General features: G+C 44.9%; 23 protein-coding genes and 2 pseudogenes. 13 read left to right on the forward strand and 12 right to left on the reverse strand.

Annotated elements, in window-relative coordinates; translation table 11 throughout:
* Nucleotides 1–175 precede the first annotated feature (175 nt).
* Entirely contained in the window at nt 176–337 is a 162-nt protein-coding gene (locus tag RMX98_RS26595; protein WP_322678377.1) for a hypothetical protein, read from the reverse strand.
* Nucleotides 338–478: 141 nt separating this feature from the next.
* Here RMX98_RS26595 and RMX98_RS26600 point away from each other — a divergent pair, with 141 nt between their 5' ends.
* On the forward strand, nt 479–931 hold the full coding sequence (locus RMX98_RS26600) for a cupin domain-containing protein (RefSeq protein WP_322678376.1): 453 nt from the start codon (nt 479–481) through the stop codon (nt 929–931).
* Between the two features lie 114 nt (nt 932–1,045).
* Nucleotides 1,046–1,591: a hypothetical protein gene (locus RMX98_RS26605; protein ID WP_322678375.1), complete on the forward strand. Its 546-nt coding sequence runs from the start codon at nt 1,046–1,048 to the stop codon at nt 1,589–1,591.
* 241 nt (nt 1,592–1,832) lie between these two features.
* Here the strand turns inward: RMX98_RS26605 and RMX98_RS26610 are convergent, their stop codons facing one another.
* On the reverse strand, nt 1,833–1,973 hold the full coding sequence (locus RMX98_RS26610; protein WP_322678374.1) for a hypothetical protein: 141 nt from the start codon (nt 1,971–1,973) through the stop codon (nt 1,833–1,835).
* On the opposite strand from RMX98_RS26610, the pseudogene RMX98_RS26615 reads away from it, so the two are divergent.
* Together RMX98_RS26615 and RMX98_RS26620 are read left to right on the forward strand one after the other, a co-directional pair.
* Nucleotides 1,967–2,416, forward strand: a pseudogene (locus RMX98_RS26615) (transposase); the annotation flags it as partial. The gene RMX98_RS26610 and the pseudogene RMX98_RS26615 sit on opposite strands and share 7 nt — an antisense overlap.
* Before the next feature lie 308 nt (nt 2,417–2,724).
* On the forward strand, nt 2,725–3,000 hold the full coding sequence (locus RMX98_RS26620) for a hypothetical protein (protein WP_322678373.1): 276 nt from the start codon (nt 2,725–2,727) through the stop codon (nt 2,998–3,000).
* 409 nt (nt 3,001–3,409) lie between these two features.
* Here the strand turns inward: RMX98_RS26620 and RMX98_RS26625 are convergent, their stop codons facing one another.
* The 5 genes from RMX98_RS26625 to RMX98_RS26645 all read right to left on the reverse strand — a co-directional run bounded on the left by RMX98_RS26625 (nt 3,410) and on the right by RMX98_RS26645 (nt 5,883).
* On the reverse strand, nt 3,410–4,333 hold the full coding sequence (locus tag RMX98_RS26625) for a metallophosphoesterase family protein (RefSeq protein ID WP_322678372.1): 924 nt from the start codon (nt 4,331–4,333) through the stop codon (nt 3,410–3,412).
* A 14-nt stretch (nt 4,334–4,347) separates the two neighbouring features.
* A complete protein-coding gene (locus tag RMX98_RS26630) occupies nt 4,348–4,764 on the reverse strand; it encodes a cupredoxin family copper-binding protein (protein WP_322678371.1) in 417 nt (138 codons plus the stop codon).
* Nucleotides 4,761–5,054, reverse strand: coding sequence for a peptidase (locus tag RMX98_RS26635; RefSeq protein ID WP_322678370.1), 294 nt, complete (start codon nt 5,052–5,054; stop codon nt 4,761–4,763). Before RMX98_RS26635 ends, RMX98_RS26630 begins: the two co-directional genes overlap by 4 nt.
* An 8-nt stretch (nt 5,055–5,062) precedes the next feature.
* Nucleotides 5,063–5,419: a hypothetical protein gene (locus tag RMX98_RS26640; RefSeq protein WP_322678369.1), complete on the reverse strand. Its 357-nt coding sequence runs from the start codon at nt 5,417–5,419 to the stop codon at nt 5,063–5,065.
* Nucleotides 5,420–5,745: 326 nt separating this feature from the next.
* Nucleotides 5,746–5,883 carry a hypothetical protein gene (locus tag RMX98_RS26645; protein WP_322678368.1) on the reverse strand — a complete coding sequence of 46 codons (138 nt, stop codon included), beginning with the start codon at nt 5,881–5,883 and terminating at the stop codon, nt 5,746–5,748.
* Between the two features lie 142 nt (nt 5,884–6,025).
* Between RMX98_RS26645 and RMX98_RS26650 the strand changes: the two genes are divergently transcribed.
* From RMX98_RS26650 to RMX98_RS26660, 3 genes are all read left to right on the forward strand, one after another.
* Nucleotides 6,026–6,700: a sigma-70 family RNA polymerase sigma factor gene (locus tag RMX98_RS26650; protein WP_322678367.1), complete on the forward strand. Its 675-nt coding sequence runs from the start codon at nt 6,026–6,028 to the stop codon at nt 6,698–6,700.
* Nucleotides 6,701–6,704: 4 nt separating this feature from the next.
* Nucleotides 6,705–7,439, forward strand: a complete 735-nt coding sequence (locus RMX98_RS26655) for an anti-sigma factor (RefSeq protein ID WP_322678366.1) — start codon at nt 6,705–6,707, stop codon at nt 7,437–7,439.
* Between the two features lie 438 nt (nt 7,440–7,877).
* On the forward strand, nt 7,878–9,224 hold the full coding sequence (locus tag RMX98_RS26660; RefSeq protein ID WP_322678365.1) for a glutamate-cysteine ligase family protein: 1,347 nt from the start codon (nt 7,878–7,880) through the stop codon (nt 9,222–9,224).
* A 113-nt stretch (nt 9,225–9,337) separates the two neighbouring features.
* Here RMX98_RS26660 and RMX98_RS26665 read toward each other — a convergent pair.
* The 5 genes and pseudogenes from RMX98_RS26665 to RMX98_RS26685 all read right to left on the reverse strand — a co-directional run.
* Nucleotides 9,338–9,544 (reverse strand): annotated as a pseudogene (locus tag RMX98_RS26665) (SDR family NAD(P)-dependent oxidoreductase); the annotation flags it as partial.
* Between the two features lie 168 nt (nt 9,545–9,712).
* A complete protein-coding gene (locus tag RMX98_RS26670; protein WP_322678364.1) occupies nt 9,713–9,943 on the reverse strand; it encodes an SDR family NAD(P)-dependent oxidoreductase in 231 nt (76 codons plus the stop codon).
* A 107-nt stretch (nt 9,944–10,050) separates the two neighbouring features.
* Complete coding sequence (locus RMX98_RS26675) at nt 10,051–10,413, reverse strand: ferredoxin family protein (RefSeq protein ID WP_322678363.1); 363 nt, start codon at nt 10,411–10,413, stop codon at nt 10,051–10,053.
* Nucleotides 10,413–12,017 carry an FAD-binding protein gene (locus tag RMX98_RS26680; RefSeq protein ID WP_322678362.1) on the reverse strand — a complete coding sequence of 535 codons (1,605 nt, stop codon included), beginning with the start codon at nt 12,015–12,017 and terminating at the stop codon, nt 10,413–10,415. Before RMX98_RS26680 ends, RMX98_RS26675 begins: the two co-directional genes overlap by 1 nt.
* Nucleotides 12,018–12,180: 163 nt before the next feature.
* Nucleotides 12,181–13,134, reverse strand: a complete 954-nt coding sequence (locus RMX98_RS26685; RefSeq protein WP_322678361.1) for a D-2-hydroxyacid dehydrogenase — start codon at nt 13,132–13,134, stop codon at nt 12,181–12,183.
* A gap of 314 nt (nt 13,135–13,448) precedes the next feature.
* On the opposite strand from RMX98_RS26685, the gene RMX98_RS26690 reads away from it, so the two are divergent.
* The 6 genes from RMX98_RS26690 to RMX98_RS26715 all read left to right on the forward strand — a co-directional run bounded on the left by RMX98_RS26690 (nt 13,449) and on the right by RMX98_RS26715 (nt 18,481).
* Nucleotides 13,449–14,054: a nitroreductase family protein gene (locus tag RMX98_RS26690; protein WP_322678360.1), complete on the forward strand. Its 606-nt coding sequence runs from the start codon at nt 13,449–13,451 to the stop codon at nt 14,052–14,054.
* Nucleotides 14,055–14,135: 81 nt separating this feature from the next.
* On the forward strand, nt 14,136–14,810 hold the full coding sequence (locus tag RMX98_RS26695; RefSeq protein ID WP_322678359.1) for an O-methyltransferase: 675 nt from the start codon (nt 14,136–14,138) through the stop codon (nt 14,808–14,810).
* 78 nt (nt 14,811–14,888) lie between these two features.
* Nucleotides 14,889–16,241, forward strand: coding sequence for an LLM class flavin-dependent oxidoreductase (locus tag RMX98_RS26700; protein WP_322678358.1), 1,353 nt, complete (start codon nt 14,889–14,891; stop codon nt 16,239–16,241).
* Between the two features lie 295 nt (nt 16,242–16,536).
* Complete coding sequence (locus tag RMX98_RS26705; protein WP_322678357.1) at nt 16,537–16,659, forward strand: hypothetical protein; 123 nt, start codon at nt 16,537–16,539, stop codon at nt 16,657–16,659.
* Entirely contained in the window at nt 16,640–17,194 is a 555-nt protein-coding gene (locus RMX98_RS26710; RefSeq protein ID WP_322678356.1) for a Uma2 family endonuclease, read from the forward strand. The genes RMX98_RS26705 and RMX98_RS26710 overlap by 20 nt, the downstream gene beginning before the upstream one ends.
* Nucleotides 17,195–17,365: 171 nt before the next feature.
* Nucleotides 17,366–18,481, forward strand: coding sequence for a hypothetical protein (locus RMX98_RS26715; RefSeq protein ID WP_322678355.1), 1,116 nt, complete (start codon nt 17,366–17,368; stop codon nt 18,479–18,481).
* The last annotated feature ends 246 nt before the right edge of the window (nt 18,482–18,727 follow it).

Here is an 18,727-nt window from a genome sequence, read left to right on the forward strand (position 1 = left end):
TATGGGTCAGCCACTTTATATAGTACATAAATACTATAAAATAGCGATCACGCTGTGCCAGTTGCGTAAGTCCTGTTGTTGTCTCAAGGTTTTGAGCGATCGCTGCTACTCCTTGACTCATTAATCGCATAAATGTCTGTAATAATTTACAAAAAAATCTCAATTACCTATTTATCTACCCTAGTTCTCCCCGATTAATTTCTAATCTTAAAAACATCAAATCAACGCCGCCAAAGGCGGCAAAGCAGGAGGCAGGAGGCTCATTTGGCAGAAGGGAAATCTCTGCCATAAAGGGAAGAAGTTTGGACAAGGATGCATCTTTTCTTGTGCGACGCATCTTGCAAAGAATGTTTTTAATTTTTTGCTCACATGGGGCAAGGTTTGTACCTTTTTCTTCCTTTTACCCTCTGCCTCCTGCCTTTCTTGTATCAAATTTGTAGATAACACCTACCAAATTACACAATACGGAATAACTTGTATGCAAATTTCAACCATGCGTAGACCAATAATTCTTGCACCAGGAGAAGGTAATCAATTCTCAATTATGGGTGGACAATTTACAACCAAAGCAACTGGTGAAGATACAAATCAAGCTTGGAAAATTTATGAAATTACAGATACACAAGAAAATGGCCCACCACTGCACACTCACCCTTGGGAAGAGGCATTTTATATTCTAGAAGGGGAATTAGACATCCAAATTTGTACAGAAACAATTTTGGCATCATCTGGCTTTTTTGTTAATATTCCTCATAATGCACCACACGCCTTCAAGATTCGTTCTGCTACTGCTAAATTTCTGGTTTTAATTGCACCTCAAGGCGCGAAAAACTTTTATGAAGAAATGGGTCAAGTCGCAGATAACCCATCGCCAAACATGGACAAAATACAGCCTCTTTTGAACAAATATGGATTGCAATTTCTGGTGTGAATCTTTCGTTTGGATGTAAGGCGTACCTAGCTAGTATGCCTTACGGAGAAAAGCTATACATAAACACGCAGAATTTGCATTTGTTGATAAATAAATCTATTTCTAGAAAGCAATATGTACTCAATAACAAAACCAAAAGCTGCTCACCTTTTAACTACTAGTGCGCTGAGTTTGGGACTCATCGCTAGCCTTGTTTTTTACCCAAGCGCGAGTCAAGCAGGTAAAAATGATGCTGGTGGAGTACCAGCCGAACTTCAGGGCGAGTGGCGGTACGGTCGAATCTCGTCTATCCAATACCAAGATAGTTACACAGGTCGACCAGCAGCCCCAAATGGTTCAAGCGATCAATTTCAACTCGCATCTAACGGTAACTACCAGCGAAATCGTCTGCTTCAAATCACCACTTATAACTGTGAATCTAATCTCTTCATACAGGAAAAAGGCAAAGTTAAGATTGAAGGTCAACGCCTGACTTTCCAACCTAGCGACAGCACATCCAAAGGGCAAATCTGCAATAGCGGGCGTACTTACTCCAGTCGCAATTCGGCAAAGGCTGAGACTTACGAGTGGTCGATTGAGACGAATGAATCCGGGCAGCAAGTTCTACTGCTTGCGACCCCCGATGGCAAGGGTCTAGCTCACTATGGGCGACCTCAATAGATGTGCGTTCATAGCTAAAATAAACATAGCAACCTCAGAACGTCTCAGAGTTAAGGCTGGAGAATATTATCAGGCGATGGCACCGAAACTAATCGCACGCTCTATACCTTCTAGGCGATCACACCACCTCCCCATCTGTCCATCGCCCACCAGTCTAATGCTGATATTTTCTAATCAACTTCAAAGCTTGTTGATACCACTCTGTATTTCCAAGTCGCCGAAATAGTTCACCTACTTTTTGTCAGTCTACAATCGTTCCTTGGTTGTTTTCTAAAACGGAGCGGGCTAATCCTCGGTTGATGCTCGATGACTGATGACCTCGCCGTATGCCTGTCAGCGCTTGCCGAATTCTTTCATGCCGTACCCTGTTAACCCAAGACATCCGTGTACGGTTTTGACAGTTGTAAAAAGGTAAAAGGAAGAAAGCGGCAGACTCTAGTTAATAGTTTAGGACTATTGTTGAAAGTTGTTGTTAGTGAAGCAAATGCCCCAGAACGAATACTTGCTGCCTACGCATTAATGGAACTGTTAGAAGAGCGCCCGGAATTACTGGAAAAAGTTCAAGTCATGTGGGTTGATTCCGGTTACGACGGAGATAAATTTGCTCTTTCAGTTTGGCTGATGATTCAAGCTCACGTTGAAGTCATACGGCGTACCGAGCAAAAATTTCAAGTGCTTCCCAAACGTTGGGTAGTAGAAAGAACATTTGGGTGGTTTAATCAGTACCATCGTCTTAGTAAAGATTATGAACGTCTGCCTGAAATGAGCGAAGCCGCTATATATGCTGTTATGACTAGAATTATGCTACGTCGTCTTGTCTCCTAAAGATTTACTTTATAAATAGTCTCTGAGGATTTTTACTCTTAATGTCACAGTAGTCTTTATCGTGTTTGCTTGCTCGTTTCAAAGAAAGTATTCCATGAACGAGTAAGCTTTTTCTACCGACAAAATTTTTGGGCAACCCTACATCATCTCTCCTTTAGCGATCGCAGTCTTCTATGCCATTACTCTACTCTCTGGCATTAAAACCTGTAATCTTTATCCCGCACACCTTAGAGTTTATCTTAGTGCCATTCGGCACAGGTGCAATGTCGCTCACATTGTCATGCCTCAAAGATTGGAGGAATTGAATTATGAACAAGATTGTTTTAAATGACAATAACGCCAGCAGTCCATTTGACCAAATCAAACAGGTTGATACTGATGGGTTTGAGTACTGGTTAGCCCGTGAGTTAATGCCAATATTGGGATATCAGCAGTGGCGACAGTTTGAAGATGCTGTAAATAGAGCGATCGCAGCTTGCGAAAACATGGGGCATGACCAAGAAAAACACTTTTTGCAAATTTATCGTCCTTCGCCATATAGAGCAAGGTATGGAGTTTCAGCCCCCGTGAGGGGATTTGGTTAGTGGAAACTGCTCCATCTGAAATTGTTACAGAGCAGACTTCCTGCGAGGGTTTTTGACAGATCGAAAATTTTGGTCATTTTCAGCCGCTCTTATTGCAAGTATTTGCAACTTCCCTTAGCACTGAAACTGTGAAACTATTATATCGCTAAAAGCGAACGCCCCGCTACCCTAACGCAATTCGCAGTTAAAACAATTGCGAATTGGGAACTGCGAATTGTTTGGTGTCAGTCACGAATAATATAGTGTTACCTACACCCGTCATTGACACGATATTCCTTCACATTCCCCAAACATTAAATTAGGCAGAAAGTGCTGCTGTCCTTGCCTGGAAGGGGCTAACCTTGAAACTGCGCTAAGGTAGTCCAAAATTAGCATAGACACCCCCACCTCTAAAAAGGTGGGGTGAGCTTCATCTATATTTATACAAGAGAGCATGTTGGTCAACTTTAGTATCCTTAAGGGAAATTATCTCAACTGTGCGGAATCCAAGCACCGCCAAGAGATTATTTTCGCTTAACTTGATAGGAGCAGGTTGATCACCGTGACCTGGAGCGGGGAGAGGATAGGCAGTCGCCGCAGCAGTGTGGAAGCGAATATTGCCTTCGCTGTGTTCAATCACTTGATGGATATGTCCAGTTAACACTGTTACCGATGCAAAGCGAGATAGCAGAGAAAGCAACTTAGCCGAATCAGCAGTTGCCCATCCCCATTTAGGATAAAGGTCATATAGGGGAATATGGCTAAAAACAACTATAGGCGTATCCTGTTTCTGCGCTGCTAAATCTTTGGAGAGTAAATCCAATTGCGCCTGACCCAGTTTGCCCGTACCAGTTGCCCCAAAGTCCAGCACATTGGTCAAAGAGACAAAGTGGATTCCCGCCTGATCCCAAACTTGTAAGCCTTCTTTAACATCTTTGCGGTTAAAGGCTTCCTCATAAGCTTTGCCGCGATCGCCAATCGTATCGTGTTCCCCTGGTAGAGTAAACAGTGGGACTTTCAATTGAGAAAGCAGTTGTTTGGCTTGATCAAATTCTTCTGGTTTAGACAAATGGGAGATGTCTCCGGTGTGAATGACAAAGGCGGGTGGAGTGGGTAAAGCATTGATCGCATCGATCGCTTTCTGAAGTGTATCAGTCACATGTTCATTTGCAGGTTTTTTGAAACCGATGTGCGTATCGCTAATTTGAACAAAGGAAAACGGTAAAGCCGTGGATGATTTTTGAGCATTTGGTTCTCCCACCTGACAGGCAGTTAATAAGCCATTTCCACCAACAGCCCAGACAATGCCGAGTCCTGTCCAGCCTACGTGTTCAATAAATTTTCTGCGTTCCATTGGTATTCCTCTGGTTAGTTTTTCTTATTTGTTACCGTCAGCGTCCCTTTCATAAAGGGATGAATTGAGCAAATATAGGGATAAGTACCCGGTTTAGTGGCGGTGTAGTTCCAGGTTTCATTGGTATCCAGTGCTTTAGAGTTGAAAGTACCATCCGTAGCCGTAGCCGTGTGGGGTTCTTCATCGACATTGAGAAATTGAACAGTTTTACCAACAGCAAGTGCTAAATTCGCTGGCTCAAATTTGAAATTACGAATTTTGACAGTAACATCGGCAGGTTGTTGGTTAGTTTTGGGTTGCTCCTTGAGTTGTTTCATCACCATTGGTTGCATAGTCGTTGTCTTAGGGTTCGGACTACAGGATGACAACGACAACAGGATGACCAGAAAGGCACTGGCGATCGCGATCAAAAAATAAGAAATGTATTTCATGAGCGTTCTTTTATCCGCTTTGGTTGATGGCGTTTAGCAAATAGTCCGGTCATGCTCACCCCGGTAGCCACTAAGCCAATCAGGCCTAGCCCATTCAAAACTGGCAGAATGGCATCGAGTTTGAAGATTTGCAAGGTGTGAACAGTGATTAAAAATGCAGCAAGCTCTTCTTGATGCAACCATGTGTCGGCGATGGCAATGCTAATACCAGTAACAGCAGTAAAGAGTAATGGCAAACAAAAGAGTGTAGCAATTAGCCGATGATACTTGCGAAATGTGTTTTTCATCATCTTAATTTTTAGCCTTGTGTAAATCCTTGCAGTTGATCTTCAAGGTTATGGCGATAGCCTTGATCTAAGAGTGTTTGCTCAGGTAGTCGATTTGCTTTAACAGCAGCTTGAATAATGTTTTGAGCCGTGATTGTTCCAGAAGCGATCGCTGACATCAATGCACCATTGCTGGGAATGCCTTGGTTTTTTAAGTAGCCTTGATACGCAAGAGTTGCCAGATTAAACGAGTTAAGCTGGTTTGTAGAAGGTTGCTTTGCCACGTAGGGATTGAAGCTGGTTGGTGCAGTTTGGGTCTGCGCCGCAGCAGGCAAAATGGCGGCAAACAGCAACAGTGTTGTTAACAGCACAGAAATAGAGCGTCGCATAGAATTACCTCTTTGATTGATTGTTTGGCTAAAGCGGTTTTACTGACCTTCAATGCTGGAAGACAGCACAAATTTTCAGACAAATTGGTCGAATCCAAATTGCCAAAGAAGGGCGCTGCTCCGTTGACGATATAAATTTCGTCGGGACATTGCAGTGCAATGGCCAGTGTTAAAAGCTGTAGGAGTAAGTAGGTAAGCAATTAGCATGATTTCAGGAATTTAGTTGCAACTTCTACCTGGAAAGAATGCTAACTGGGTTACTTACTTGTCTCTACCTTTAAGACGACTGAGAAGTAATTTTGGATTTAAACTTTTCAAAGTTTTTACTAAACTGCTGTTGGCGGTTCGTTCGGTTTGACGTGCGAGTTAATTAGAACGAAATAACCGACTTCTAAAAAATTTTGACGGTAGTAGTTCGCCAAGTTTCCTTGGCGGGGTAAAGGGTAAGGGGTAAAGGGACTCATGTTTTAATTCCTTCCCCTTTCCCCTTTCCCCTTTTCCCAGTCCAAACATAGCAATTTTGGGTTGGCAGACTACTAGACTCATCTAATTAGCTTCATCAATCGTTTTAGAGATGAGAGTTAATTTGCTCTATACTCAAAAGTTATGAAATCAGGATTGGCACTTACACTGCAAGATGCATTGGGCATTTTTGCAGAGAAATTAGCCCCAGTCTATTCACCTGAATCTATGGATCTAAGTTCTCCCGGCCGCCATCCATCAGAACCCTTATCGAAGAGTGATGCGGTACTCTTGGATGATCTGGAGGCACATCTTCCAGCAGCGCTAGGGTATCTCTACGATCGCTATGGCAGTGTGGTGTATGGAGTCGCGCTGAAAGTTTTGCAAAGCCAGCCGGAAGCCGAAGACCTGACCCAAGAAATTTTTCTGTCGCTATGGCAGCGTCCGGTTGACTCTGCTAAACATGGCCATTTGATGCGCTACCTGATTACCATGACTCGATCGCGGGCGATCGACAAATTGCGATCGCGCAGTCGCACCCTTAATTTAGTGCAACGTTGGGGGCAGAGCGTCACTGCTGCACCATCCGCGTATACTCCGGTTGAGCAGGCTATTTTGAATGAGCGATCGCAGCAAGTACGGCAGGCATTAACCCAGCTTAGTGATCAGCAACGACAGGTGATCGAACTTGCGTATGATGCTGGACTGAGCCAATCAGAAATTGCTCAACAACTGCATAAACCCTTGGGAAGCGTGAAAAGCTGGACTCGCCAGGGACTTTTGAAACTAAAACAACTTTTACAACACTCCATTGACTAAGGTTATGACTGAACCTCTTACTCCTCAAGCAATCGAAACCTTGGCAGCAGGCTATGTCGTGGGCGACCTTGATCGCGCCGAAGCAGAAGTTTTCGAGCAACTGTTGGCAGAAAATCCAGCATTAGTAGCAGAAGTGAAGCGGCTTCAGGCAACCTTAGACCAGGTTGTTTACAGCCTAAATAGTGTGGAACCGCCTCCCCATCTCCAAGGAGCCATCCTAGCTGCCGCTACCACGACTTTTCAACCTTCCCAGCACAAACCGTCTCGGCTTCTCTGGCGCACCGTCATGGGTAGTGTGGCAGCACTCCTGATTCTGTATTTAGGAGTAGATAACTATCGCTTGCGACAGGATTTGGGCATAGCTAGTGACATCAATACTTTACTGCAACAGTCCCAGACGCAACTTTTCTCTCTCAAGGCTGTGAAGGCATCGGATACTGCTACGGGTAGCTTTGTTGTGAATCTAGGACAACGGCAAGGAATTCTAGCCGTGCAAAATCTGGTGGCTCCACCCACAGGTAAGGTTTATCGACTTTGGGCGATCGCTGATGGCGAAAAAATTCCCTGTGGCACTGTGAAAATTAATCCCCAGGGAAAGGTGTTAGATAAATTCTGGATGCCTGCCGACTTTTATGACACAGGTATCTCTGGATTATTCGTAACGTTGGAATCATCTGAAACTAGCCGTTATCCTACTGGAACTATAGTGATACAGAGTAACTCATCTATCAATATCTAACCTTAGCTCGACTTTATCCATTTTTACAAAACCCAAAACCTGCCCCTGAAACCCTTGTAGAAATCTAGTTTTAGTTTTTGGACTTGAGCGATAATCTGTGATATTAAAAAAATATTTGCCATAAAAACCAGGGTTTTTGCCGGATAATTACTTAGTACGCTAACGAGTGATGAGCGTTGTGGCGTAATGCTGGAGTTTGAGGATCTTGAGCTGACAAGTTTGCTCAATTGGTGACAGATGTGCCCTAGTGGACTGAATGGATGGCGTGAGAAAGTTGGGTTTATTTCACATTATCCAGGTTAGACAACAAAATCCCTAACAATTTGATACTACGATTCTCCAAGTCAATCGACTCAAATAGGTTTTGTCTTGCGGTAACTTTATCCTTTAAGCTACATATATTGAGGCTGTGGCAAGATTACCCTTGTGGAGGTCTAGATGACGATAGTCAAGCGTCGTATCGGTCTGGAGCAAGAATTTTTTCTGGTAGACGAAGCTGGTAACTTGAGCGATCGCGCCGATGAGTTTTTAAAGAGTTGTCAATTCATTGCTCAAGCACAAGGTTTAAACCCAAATTACTTTGTGGCAGAGTTCGTCAAAAGTATGGTAGAAATAAACACACCTCCTGCCGACACTGCCAAGGAACTAGCGAGAGTTTACCTCAAGAATCTCAAATTGGCGATCTCTGTAGCGCAACAGATAGGTTTACGCCTTTACCCTCTGTCTAGCTATCCTTTGCCTACTATGCCAGTTATGCGAGATCACCCTAATTACCATATCCAGGCGCGGACTGTCGGCATTTCAAAATTTTTGCACGCTGGAAAATGTACAGGTACACACCTGCATTTGGAAGTCCCGCCTGGAGTAATTGACCCTCGTGTTGCAGTATCTTACAACTCAACATCAATTGAGCGAGAAGAATTATTAAATATCTATAATTTAGCTACAGCTTGCGACTCGGCACTTATTTCTCTGACGCGGGCGTGTCCCTTTTATGAAGGACAGGCGTTAGGACTAGCCGCACACACAATTCGTTATCGAGGTAGCGAAACCTTCGGTTGGGAGGGAGTTTATACTAATTTACAACCTGTCGGTGGACTCATGCCTTATGCCGAAAGTGTTGAGGGTTTAGTTGAGCAGCAGTTCGCTCGTTATTATGCTTGGCTGCAAGCGATGGAAAAAGCCGAAATTCAACCGAACCTGTTATTAGAAGGGGGAGTTAGCTTACTCAAGTCAGCTTGGAATCCAGTTCGACTCAACAAACTCGGCACAGTAGAAATCAGATGTATAGATAGCAACTTTCCTTCTGTAATTTTACTTGTAATTACATTGCTGGAAAAATTGGCTGATCGAGTTAGGCACGAGAAGTTAACAGTAAGACCATCTAAAGGAATGCAGATATTTGAACTAGTTGGCAATCGCTTGTATGTACCAGATTTTGAATATCTATTAGGGGAATTGCTCTATGCCTCAGCTACAGAAGGAATTAAAAACCCCAAAGTTAGAGCTTACGTCGATTCCATTTTGCAGTTTGCCAGTGCTGTTGATGGTGAAGGAACAAATTTTTTGGCAAAACTCAGCAGAAACCTCGATCGGTATCAGACGACAGAAGCCAGCATCTTGCAAGAGTTTACCCCAACAACTACTCAACTTTCATTAGATGCCGGTTTGCGTTTAGTGCGCTCAAGTTGTGACAAGCTAGAAGCTATTGTTTCATCGATAGATATAGAAAATCCCCTCGCAGCTTTGGATGCTGATGAAGGATTGTTGCTACAGCAGCATTAAAGAAGTCGCAAGTACACTTTTATAACGGGGATTAAATAGTCAAATAGCAACTGTTGGATGGGCATCTCTTGCCAGATGTTTCAGGATTTGTAATTCTACATCCATTGCCCTACTTACCTGAGAGGATTTTTTCTTCTAATACTTTTATTCAGAATACCCGGAAAGTGACAGAAGAGGGGTAATAGTTCTCGTAATGCCTGGGTGATTGAATAGACCGCAGCTTTTGAGGCACAGTAAGTCGCAGAGTCAGGGAAACCCTTGAGCGAAGCAACAGAATTGATTTGGACAAAGACACCACCTCCATTGGCTTTGAGTACCGGGGCAAACGCCTGATATCGTGTCCGGTTAAAGACTTCTCATTTAGATCGCAGGGGGCAGGTGGTCACTGAATCTCGACTTCGCTCGATTTCCGCGTAGCCGAAGTGGGGCAGGGAGCAGGGGGAAAGAGGCTTTTGCGCTTTTTGCACAGATGCGGGAATTATAACTAATTAGGCGGACATGATATGAGCCATGTGAATCAATCCATATACATTGATCTTCATCTGAAATTCGAGAGTGGCGATCGCATTCTCAGCTAGGGGAGTTCCAGCTTGAAAGACTCCTGCATTATTGACAACTATTTGCACATCTGGGGCAGTTTGAATAGCAGCAACAATAGATTGGGGATCACTTAAATCAAGCTCAATTGGTACTACCCGTAAGCCGTATTGTTCAACCAATGAGGAGACACTGTTGAGCTAACGAACAGCCGCATAGACTTTGGTGGCTCCGTGTTCAACTTCTGCTTTCTCTAGTTATGCCACAATAGTTTAAAACCTATTGCTGCTTATGTTTCATTCAATCTTGCATTATCCTGTCTTACCCTGTTCAAAATTCTAAGCTGTTGAGTTGGATCTTTGTCAGTCCCTCCCATTTTGCCATGATGCCAACCCATGTTACGGGTGTAACTACCCAGCAAGTTTTGGGTAATTAACTGTTCTGTATCAACCTGATCATCCAGTTCGGCATAAGGCGACACATAAAGCGCATCAACAGGGCAATACAACTCGCACAAAAAACAAGTCTGACAATCTGATTTACGAGCAATTACAGCTATTCCATCGTCTCCAGAATCAAAGACATCGCGCGGACAAACTTTTACGCAGATATCACAGCCGATACAGCGATCGCTATCAACAATTTCAATCATTACGCTACCTCTTGCAACTGATTTTCTGCGGCGACAACCACAACATCATCGATACCACTGGTAAATATTCTTCTTGTTTGTTGCACGTCAGTTTTTGTAAAATCTGTGCGTCGGTGCATTCCTCTACTTTCTTTACGTGCATCCGCACTCGCCCAGATCCAGCGAGCTGTGGCTGCCATCGCCGCAGCTTCCCGTGCGCGTAGAGCATTGCGACCTTCACCTACTAGATAATCACGAATATCTGCCCATACTGCATCCAAACGTTGACGTGATAGCGCTATCCTGGCTCCAGAACGAAAGAAATTAACATCAAGCGGCAAGGTTTCAGCCTGAACAGCACTAATCGCTTCCGATATTAGCTCATCCTCTAGCGGCTGTTTTCGGGGACGCAAACCTGCTTGACCTAAACCACGAACCAAGCGTGTCCCGGCTTTGTCGCCTAAAGAGGCAGCAAAAAGTGCTGCGGCGCGGCCACTCCAAGTCCCACTAGCAATTGCCCAGGATGCATTAGGGCTTCCCCCTCCTGAAACTGCCCCTGTCAGATTTTCCCGCGAGGCTGCATCACCCGCGGCATAAAGTCCCGGCACTTTTGTAGCGCAATCATTGTTGATGATTTCCAGTCCACCTACGCCGCGAACAGTTCCTTCGGAGCGTAGCGTCACTGGGAAGGGTTGCTGGAATGGATCTAAACCAATCCTCTCAAATGGTAGAAAGCAGTTAGGTTGACCCTGGCGTAACCATTCATGTTCGATAGGGTTGCCGCGATTCATCAGGGCATACACTTTTTCACCTGCAATCAACTGGCGTGCAATACGTACAGCTCGGTCTTCCCCAGTTTCCGGTAAGGGAGAGCCATCCTCCAGATAAAAACTGGCGAAAGTAAAGGTCAATCCCTTGGTTACAGAAGTATGAGCAGGTGACAAACCATATTGCGAGGAAAATTCCATTCCAGATAGCCTGACTCCTGCCTCTGCTGCCATGAGATAACCATCACCTGTATTACCATCGCAACCTAGTGCATGAGACAGAAAAGCGCATCCGCCAGTCGCCAGCACAACGGCAGCAGCCCTGACTTCCCAACGATTTCCAGTGCGTGGATGAATACCTGCTGCACCTGCGATCGCACCATCGGCCGAAAGTAGTTCGAGTGCGGGATGATGGTCAAGAATGCGTACACCAGCTGCTCCCGCTCTTTGGCGCATGAAGCGCATATAATCTGGCCCGCGCAAGTTAGCACGGTAGGGATTGCCCTGCTGATCAAAAGGAAAAGGATAACCGTTATCCCCTAAATCATCTAAACCTATTTGTGCCTGCTCAATCACACGCTGCAACCAACGGCGATCGGCAAGTCCTGATGAGCGAGACAGCCGACGCTCAATTTCTGCATCACGTTCTGCGCCTTTGGGAAGATACCATGCGCCAGTATTGGATGGAGCTGTTGCCCCTGATGTACCGCAATACCCCTTATCCGCCAGGACGACACGCGCACCTTGCTTTGCTGCTGAAAGTGCTGCCCAAGTACCAGCCGGCCCGCCACCCAAAACTAAGACATCAGTGGTAATTACACTCTGTGTTGCCGAGACTTGAAAAGTTTTTGTACCCATATTATCGCTGTATAAATTTGTTTAGGAACTTCCAAGAAATAAATTATCCAATTTCACCGCATCAAAAAAAACGATTTTTTCTCCCCCTGCTCCCTGCTCCCTGCTCCCTGCTCCCTGCTCCCTGCCTTCAAAGCGATGGGATATTTTTTTATTTGGAAGTCCCTTAGTATCCTGCTTTCTTATTGACTACATTTCGTAAAGGCTTATTGCCTCGGTAACGCTCTAAGTTATCAAGGAACAAGTCTGTAATGCGTCCTTTCAATGCTGGAGAAATTGCGGAAGTATGGGGTGTAATAAAGAGGTTAGGCAACGACCAGAGAGGACTTTCTGGCGGTAAGGGTTCAATAGAAACTGTGTCTAATCCTGCACCTGCAATCCAGCCTTCAGTGAGAGCCTTAGTTAATGCTGATTCATCTACAACTGCACCGCGACCGACATTAATTAAATAAGCATGACTGGGTAACAATCGCAGTACAGTTTCATCAATTAAAGCTTTGGTTTCTGGTGTTAGAGGTGTCGCCACAATTATATAGTCAACTTCTGGCAACAATGCGTGCCATTCATTTGTGCCGACGATTTTATCAAAATTTGGTAGAGGTTCAGGACGACGACGACCACCCCAAACTCTCGCCCCAAATGGTTTAATACGAGCTGCTATCGCTTGACCTATATTCCCAGTCCCAAGAATTAGTACAGTTGAATTTGCTAACTCTGGTAGTACTAACCAGCTTTTTTCCCATTTGCGTTGATCGTGATCTGCTTGCAGTTCCCGTAACTGTTTGGCGTGATACAGGATCAAACTTAAGACAAATTCCGAAATCGGAATCGCATGAACTCCCGCGCCATTAGTCAGAATAATATCGTGTTCGAGAAAAATCGGTGTCAAAATGTGATTCACACCAGCACTAGGAGTCTGTTGCCAACGTATTCCAGGAGCAGCCGCCAGCACCTTATGTAGAGTGGTTGGCTTCAATTCAAACCCATTGAGATAAACTTCAGCATCACTGGGATCGCTATCAAAATTACCATCACTATCTACCCGCACAAATTTTGTATCCGATGGTAGATGTGGCTCAATCTCGGCAGTAAGTTCTATGGGTAAAATTAGTTTGACCACGGGTTAATCCTTGACGCTAAATAGTCAATGGGTATGGAGAAGTGCAAGCAATATATCAAAGGAAGCGATCGCCACTGAAAGTATAATACTATAAAACGATAGATTTACCGTATTATATAATTAATCAACAAAGTTGTTTCTCTCCTACAATGCTGGATTGCTCATGCTGGCTCACTATTTACATCTAAAAATCAATGAAAGCCTAGATTGTTAGCTTTGCTAAGTTTTTAAAAAAAGGCTAAAAATTTGTGTTTCTTAATCCTAGTTATCTTCATTTGGCAACTTACTGAGTATCGATAAGGAAATTTATTAAAATGACGCAGAAACTTGCCCAAACGCAATATCCTGTTCTTGACTTGATCCAGAGTCGTTGGAGTCCTAGAGCTTTTGGCGATCGCTCAGTTGAGCAGGATAAACTACTCTCATTGCTAGAAGCGGCTCGTTGGGCACCTTCTTCTTACAATCATCAGCCTTGGAGCTTTATTGTTGCCACCAAAGATGACTCAACGGAATACAATCGTCTACTTAGTACCTTGGTTGAGTTTAATCAAGGATGGGCGAAAAATGCTCCGGTACTGATACTTGCAGTTGCTAAAATCCTTACTGACGACGGGAAAACAAACAGACACGCATTTCATGATGTCGGACTGGCTTTAGAAAACCTGATCCTTCAGGCGACTTCTCTAGGCTTATTTGCCCATCAAATAGCGGGATTTAATGCAGATACCGCGAGAGAAATATACCAAATTCCAGAAGACTATGAGCCTGCAACTGTAGTAACAGTTGGTTATCCTGGCGATCCCCAAAGCCTTGCTGATGGACTACGCGATCGCGAACTGGCTCCCCGTGTCCGCAAGCCGTTGAAAGAATTTGTCTTTACTGGACAGTGGGGACATACCTCAGCCTTATTGAAAGACTAAAGATCGATGCTGAAGTATGTAGATAGGTTCGACATACTCCAAAGCAGAACGCGAAGGAAATTTACAAAAAAGAATTACTATATGACCCAAGAAAATTGGGCTGCGGTTGATCGCTATATCACCGACTTGTTTGTTCAGCCAGACCTCGCCCTGGATACAGCGCTGCAAACTGCTGCTGATGCAGGGCTACCACCGCACAATGTGTCACCCAATCAGGGCAAACTGCTGTTGCTATTAGCGCAAATCCAGAAGGCGGACACCATTTTAGAGATTGGTACATTGGGTGGTTACAGCACGATTTGGCTAGCGCGATCGCTACCTGCTGACGGTCGCTTGATCTCGCTGGAGGCTAACCCAAAGCACGCCGAAATCGCCCGTAGTAACATTGCACACGCTGGTCTGTCGAACCTCGTAGATATACGCCTCGGGCGGGCGCTGGATACATTGCCACAGATCGCCACCGAAGGACACGATCCATTTGACCTAATTTTTATTGATGCTGACAAGCCAAGCAATCCCGATTACTTGGCTTGGGCGCTGAAGCTTTCCCGTCGTGGTAGTTTGATTATTGCCGATAATGTTGTCCGTAATGGGGCGGTGGTCGATGCTGCTAGTAGTGATAGTAGTGTGCAGGGGATACGCCGCTTCAACGAGCTACTTGCAGCAGAACCGCGTGTGAGTGCTACAGAGATCCAAACCGTGGGTAGTAAAGGTTACGACGGCTTTGCGATCGCGATCGTGACTAGCGACTCTTGAGTAGCAGAAGCGATCGCCCGTTACATCGGCTGTTTTTCCCATACCTAAAGACTTGTATTCACTAATAACCCATTTAAGATGAGCAAATCGAAGCAATTAAAACTGGGTGCATTCATGCGCCCGGTAAGCATACATACAGGCGCTTGGCGCTATCCTGGGGCTTTGCCTGACGCTAATTTTAACTTCCCAGCGTTGAAAAGATTCATCCAGAAACTAGAGCAAGGTAAGTTTGATGCATTCTTCATGGCTGACCACTTAGCGGTGCTGAATATGCCAATCAACGCATTGAAGCGCAGCCATACTGTCACATCCTTTGAACCTTTCACCCTACTTTCTGCCCTTGCCAGCGTCACCGAACACATCGGACTAGTAGCTACCGCTTCCACAACCTACGACCAGCCTTACCACATCGCTCGCCGCTTCGCGTCTCTCGACCATATCAGTGGCGGTCGTGCTGGCTGGAACATCGTCACCACAGCCAATCCAGACGCAGCGCTCAACTTTGGTTTAGAAGAAGAGGTAGAGCATGATGAACGCTATCGGCGGGCTAGAGAATTTTATGATGTTGTCACGGGTCTTTGGGATTCCTTTGCTGACGATGCATTTATTCGGGACGTGGAAGCAGGGATTTATTTTGACCCCGAAAAGCTTCACGTTCTGAATCATCAGGGAAAATATCTCTCGGTGCGAGGGCCATTGAACATCGCCAGACCTGTCCAAGGCTGGCCGGTAATCGTTCAGGCAGGCGCATCGGAAGCCGGACGGCAGTTAGCTGCCGAAACCGCCGAGGCTGTGTTTGCACCTGCTAGCAATCTGGAAGCTGGCAAAGCTTTATTTGCAGACATTAAGGGACGGGCGCGAGCGATCGGACGCGACCCAGACAGCATAAAAATCCTTCCAGGTGCTTTAGTCATCGTGGGAGAAACCGTCGCCGAGGCACATGCCAAGCGTCTTTATTTAGATAGCCTAGTACATTATGACAGTGGAATTGCTAGCCTAAATAGTGCGCTTGGCTACGACGTTTCGGGTTTTGATCCCGATGGCCCCTTGCCAGAAATCCCACCGAATAACGCTGGTCACTCTTCACGAGAAAGAGTAATAACCTTAGCGCAACGTGAGAACTTGACTATTCGACAACTGGCGCAACGCATTGGCAGTTACGGCGGACTGGCCTTTGTCGGCACACCCCAAAGCATCGCCGATGAGATGGAGCAATGGCTGATCGAGGAAGGGTCTGACGGTTTCAACATCATGTTCCCTTTTCTTCCTGAAGGGCTGAATGATTTCGTAGACAAGGTTGTGCCAGAACTCCAACGACGTGGGATTTTCCGCCAGGAGTACGAAGGCAAGACGCTGCGCGAAAATCTGGGACTTGCTCGCCCTACTAACCGCTTCTTCCAGCCCACAACCGCATCTGTCAGCAAAATGTAGCTATTCGCAAAAATATTCACAGAGAAAAACCATAACCCACATTGAAGAAAAAGCTTTAGATTCCACCTTTGAATTTTCTGCTCCTGCGACAGCCAACTCTCCCGAACTGCAAACCCTGTTGGATTTTATCGCGCTCGGTTGCCCCCAGCGCGATCGCATCCTACCTTTTAATGTCATCGACCTAATTAGGCGAAGGGACTTAAATTCTTAAAAGGGTTTAAGCTACTTATTAAGAGTGCAGGATAACAAAAACTTAGAAGAGTCCCCAAGTGCTCTACTGAAGCACTTGGAAGAGTTGAAGCGACCGTATTTGACGGCTGTTGAGGAGAAGTTGTTAGGTTTGATAGAGGAAGAATATGGAATTGATGATAGATTTAGCTTTGTGTTAAATAATGGTTATGACCGTTACTACCTATAAATGGACAATTAAACGTTATCACCAAGCAATAGAGGCAGGTATCTTTGATGACCAGTCCATTGAACTATTGCGTGGCGACCTGATTGTTATGCCCCCAGAACGGGAACCTCACGCCTACTACAACACAGAAGCAGCTGATTATCTTCGCACACTGCTTGGTGAACAGGTAAAAATCCGTGATGCCAAACCGATTACCTTACCCAACGATTCAGAACCTGCTCCCGATGTTGCGATTGTTAAACCTTTGGGTGAGGTCTACTTAGAACACCATCCTTACCCAGAAGATATCTTCTGGGTTATTGAATTTTCCAAAGCTACCCTGAGCAAAGATTTAGGTGACAAAAAAGACATTTATGCTGAGGCTGGTATTGTTGAATACTGGGTTGTGAACCTGAAGACTCCGCAGTTAAAAGTATTTCGTGACCTGAAAAATGGGAAATACAAAACCGAGTTGACATTAAGCACAGGTACTATTTCACCCCTAGCCTTTCCTGATGTATTTGTCCAAGTTAAGCGCCTTATAAGTAAGATGTAGTGCGGTGAATAATTAAAAGGACGAAAGTAGTACCAAACACCTACCAAATTGGCGAAGTCTGCTAAATCCTCCAAGGGCTTTTTTAGGCCGTTAGAGAGATAAAAATTAACAGCAAACATATTATTAATAAATAAACAGTAGCAAGACTGACATTTTACTATTTTGGTGAGTATGAATACAATAGTGGGACTGTGCAGCAGGCAGGGTTGGACAGCACAGCTGGTCATGGCTCAAAAATTTACAGCTTCAGAAGATGCTGCGCTTTTCTTCTCAGGTACTCAAGGTTTTTTAGTCTTGATAGCTGGACTGTTGCTGACCTTCGCCTTTCAACTGCTGCTAGCTAACTTCTTCATTGCCTTGGGAATTTCATACTCAACTCCAGAGCATGAATTAGATCCTAATAACGAAGGATCGATAGACGATAAGATTAATCAAGTTGGGATAATAGTTGGGTTGCGAACGTTAGTAACTGTTAGCATTACATTATTTCTTGCTTGTTTTCTAGCGGTGAAACTTTGCCCATTATATGACCCGCTATTGGCAGCAGTTATTGGTTTGGTGATTTGGGCAGCCTACTTCTTTTTACTGGTATGGGTCAGTGCTACTACGGTAGGCTCGGTACTTAGTTCCGTTTTGGACCGGGCAACTTCTGGCTTGCAAGGCATTATTGGCACAGCAACTATAGCCTTTAGTGCGAAGACGATCAGCGATCGCGTTGTTTCCACAGCAGATGCAGCAGCAGCCGCAGTTCGTAACGAACTGGGTTCAGCGGCGGATCGAATCAGTATCCGCAAGGCAATAGACAATTATTTAAACCAGCTACAACTATCTCAACAAGAGCGACTAGAAATTGAAGATGAGTTTGAAAAATTAGTCGCCCAACCAGAAATGCAATCTCTCACTAAGGAGAATTACTTACGCAATATTGGTCGTAAAACCTTTGTGGATATAGTCGATAGTCGCACAGATTTGTCAAAACAAGACATTAGTTGGTTTGTAGACTCTTTTGAAGGCTTTTGGCAGCAAATTTGGGGTCAGCAACCCCAGAGAGTTCAAACTAATGGATTCCCCATCGCTCTAAAGTCCGACGAACCAGAAGAGCTAAAGCCTGAACGACTGAGTGCCAAGCTAGAGCAATTCATTAACCAAATTAGCCGACAGCAAGCTAAACAGCAAGCGGAAGCTACCCAAAAGGTGGCAGAAACTGCTGCTTGGTGGCTGTTTGGCACAGCTTTTTTCTCTGCTGCTGCTGCTGCGAGTGCTGCTGCAATTAGTGTAAGTGTTTAATTTTCTTCAACCAAGCTAATTAAGAAGAATGTAACTACAATCTGCTGTATTAAGTAAGTCGGTGTGAATATTTATCGTTGGGCTGAGGTAAAAGACAGGAAGCCAAAAGCAGGAGGGAAGAGGGTTTGAGGATACCAACCGTCATCATCTTTCTCCACCAACTCAGGGGTCAATACGGTTCGGATAAGCATTTTTCATTTTTCTTGTGGTCTGGGGAAAGGGTAAGGGGTAAAGGGTAAAGGATGT

Origin of the sequence: Nostoc sp. DedQUE02, from assembly GCF_034531035.1 — a bacterium.
GTDB lineage: Bacteria > Cyanobacteriota > Cyanobacteriia > Cyanobacteriales > Nostocaceae > Nostoc.

Excerpts from the sequence above, each read along its gene's own strand:
- RMX98_RS26595 (WP_322678377.1), bottom strand. The coding sequence starts at position 337 with ATGCGTCGCACAAGAAAAGATGCATCCTTGTCCAAACTTCTTCCCTTT.
- RMX98_RS26600 (WP_322678376.1), top strand. The coding sequence starts at position 479 with ATGCAAATTTCAACCATGCGTAGACCAATAATTCTTGCACCAGGAGAA.
- RMX98_RS26605 (WP_322678375.1), top strand. The coding sequence starts at position 1,046 with ATGTACTCAATAACAAAACCAAAAGCTGCTCACCTTTTAACTACTAGT.
- RMX98_RS26610 (WP_322678374.1), bottom strand. The coding sequence starts at position 1,973 with ATGTCTTGGGTTAACAGGGTACGGCATGAAAGAATTCGGCAAGCGCTG.
- RMX98_RS26620 (WP_322678373.1), top strand. The coding sequence starts at position 2,725 with ATGAACAAGATTGTTTTAAATGACAATAACGCCAGCAGTCCATTTGAC.
- RMX98_RS26625 (WP_322678372.1), bottom strand. The coding sequence starts at position 4,333 with ATGGAACGCAGAAAATTTATTGAACACGTAGGCTGGACAGGACTCGGC.
- RMX98_RS26630 (WP_322678371.1), bottom strand. The coding sequence starts at position 4,764 with ATGAAATACATTTCTTATTTTTTGATCGCGATCGCCAGTGCCTTTCTG.
- RMX98_RS26635 (WP_322678370.1), bottom strand. The coding sequence starts at position 5,054 with ATGATGAAAAACACATTTCGCAAGTATCATCGGCTAATTGCTACACTC.
- RMX98_RS26640 (WP_322678369.1), bottom strand. The coding sequence starts at position 5,419 with ATGCGACGCTCTATTTCTGTGCTGTTAACAACACTGTTGCTGTTTGCC.
- RMX98_RS26645 (WP_322678368.1), bottom strand. The coding sequence starts at position 5,883 with ATGAGTCCCTTTACCCCTTACCCTTTACCCCGCCAAGGAAACTTGGCG.
- RMX98_RS26650 (WP_322678367.1), top strand. The coding sequence starts at position 6,026 with ATGAAATCAGGATTGGCACTTACACTGCAAGATGCATTGGGCATTTTT.
- RMX98_RS26655 (WP_322678366.1), top strand. The coding sequence starts at position 6,705 with ATGACTGAACCTCTTACTCCTCAAGCAATCGAAACCTTGGCAGCAGGC.
- RMX98_RS26660 (WP_322678365.1), top strand. The coding sequence starts at position 7,878 with ATGACGATAGTCAAGCGTCGTATCGGTCTGGAGCAAGAATTTTTTCTG.
- RMX98_RS26675 (WP_322678363.1), bottom strand. The coding sequence starts at position 10,413 with ATGATTGAAATTGTTGATAGCGATCGCTGTATCGGCTGTGATATCTGC.
- RMX98_RS26680 (WP_322678362.1), bottom strand. The coding sequence starts at position 12,017 with ATGGGTACAAAAACTTTTCAAGTCTCGGCAACACAGAGTGTAATTACC.
- RMX98_RS26690 (WP_322678360.1), top strand. The coding sequence starts at position 13,449 with ATGACGCAGAAACTTGCCCAAACGCAATATCCTGTTCTTGACTTGATC.
- RMX98_RS26695 (WP_322678359.1), top strand. The coding sequence starts at position 14,136 with ATGACCCAAGAAAATTGGGCTGCGGTTGATCGCTATATCACCGACTTG.
- RMX98_RS26700 (WP_322678358.1), top strand. The coding sequence starts at position 14,889 with ATGAGCAAATCGAAGCAATTAAAACTGGGTGCATTCATGCGCCCGGTA.
- RMX98_RS26710 (WP_322678356.1), top strand. The coding sequence starts at position 16,640 with ATGACCGTTACTACCTATAAATGGACAATTAAACGTTATCACCAAGCA.
- RMX98_RS26715 (WP_322678355.1), top strand. The coding sequence starts at position 17,366 with ATGAATACAATAGTGGGACTGTGCAGCAGGCAGGGTTGGACAGCACAG.